Source organism: Roseateles sp. P5_E11 (assembly GCF_054049355.1).
This window is the reverse complement of record NZ_JBFUMO010000930.1, coordinates 1-1,533: the sequence shown is the minus strand read 5'-3', so window position 1 is coordinate 1,533 and position 1,533 is coordinate 1. Positions and strand designations below refer to the sequence as shown.

At 66.7% G+C, this 1,533-nt stretch carries 2 protein-coding genes; both read left to right on the top strand.

The genetic code is table 11. The annotated features are described in order from the left end of the window. On the top strand, window positions 1-536 hold a 536-nt coding region (locus tag ACXJKR_RS32190; RefSeq protein WP_457326318.1), incomplete at its 5' end, for a LysR substrate-binding domain-containing protein. Further along, window positions 533-1,533: 3-isopropylmalate dehydratase large subunit (locus tag ACXJKR_RS32185; RefSeq protein ID WP_457326317.1), on the top strand; the 1,001-nt coding region annotated here is incomplete at its 3' end. The genes ACXJKR_RS32190 and ACXJKR_RS32185, both read left to right, overlap by 4 nt.

The window sequence follows — 1,533 nt, the reverse complement described above, 5'->3', positions numbered from 1 at the left end:
GCCAGATCCGCATCAGCCTGGAAGACCTGACCAGCGCCGAGGCCCAGGCCGCGGTGGCGGAAGGGCGTGCCGACATCGGTGTGTTCTCGCCGCCTCTGCTGGACAACCGGCTGCAGACGTGGACGTTTGCGCATGGTCGCCTCGCGGCGCTCGTGCCCTTGAAGCACCCGCTGGCCCAGCGCGAGGAAGTCACCTTCGACGACCTGCTGGCCTACGACCTCATTGGCCTGCACGCCGGCGCCAGTGCCCAGGAGTTGATGCGCGAACAGGCAGCGGCCCGTGGCAAGACGCTCAATGCGCGCTGGCAGGTGCGTGGCTTTGATGCCATCGCCCAGCTCGTCGAGGCTGGCCTGGGCGTGGCCGTGCTGCCCGAGCAACCGGCCGAGCGCTTCACGCGCGTMTTCGGCGTGCGCTGCCTGCGGCTTGAAGAGCCGTGGGCCGAGCGCGAATATGTATTGGGTGTGCTGCGCCAGCAGCGTCTGCCCACCGTGGTGCAACGCTTCGTGGACACCCTGATTCCTCGAGAGAAGCAATGACTTCAAGAACCCTCTACGACAAGCTCTGGGATGAGCATGTCGTGCACTCCGAGCCGGATGGCACGGCACTGCTCTACATCGACCGCCACCTCGTGCATGAGGTGACCAGCCCGCAGGCCTTTGAAGGCCTGGACCTGGCCGGCCGCAAGGTCTGGCGTCTGAGCGCGAACCTCGCTGTTAGCGATCACAACGTGCCGACGACGGATCGCTCGCAAGGCATTGCCGACCCGATTTCGCGCCTGCAGGTCGACACGCTGGACGCCAACTGCGACCGCGTCGGCATCACGCAGTTCAAGATGAACGACAAGCGCCAGGGCATCGTGCACGTCATCGGCCCCGAGCAGGGCGCGACGCTGCCGGGCATGACCGTCGTCTGCGGCGACAGCCACACCTCCACGCACGGGGCCTTCGGCGCGCTGGCGCATGGCATTGGCACCAGCGAGGTCGAGCATGTGCTGGCCACGCAGACACTGTCGGCCAAGAAGGCCAAGAACCTGCTCGTCAAGGTCGAAGGCCAATGCCCCAAGGGCGTCGGCGCGAAGGACATCGTGTTGGCCATCATCGGCAGGATCGGCACGGCTGGCGGCAATGGCTACACCATCGAGTTTGCGGGCGCCGCTATCCGCTCACTCTCGATGGAAGGTCGCATGACCGTCTGCAACATGGCCATCGAGGCCGGTGCGCGCGCCGGGCTCATCGGCGTGGACGAAACGACCATTGCCTACGTGAAAGGCCGCCCCTTCTCCCCGCAGGGCGTGGAGTGGGACCAGGCCGTCGCCTACTGGCGCACGCTGCATTCGGATCCCGGCGCCCATTTCGACAAGGTCGTCGAGCTCGACGCCGCGCAGATCCGCCCGCAAGTCAGCTGGGGCACCTCGCCCGAGATGGTGCTGGCCATCGACGACCGCGTGCCCGACCCCGACAAGGAAAAGGACGCCGTCAAGCGCGGCGCCATCGAGCGCGCGCTGACCTACATGGCGCTGGAACCCAACAAGGC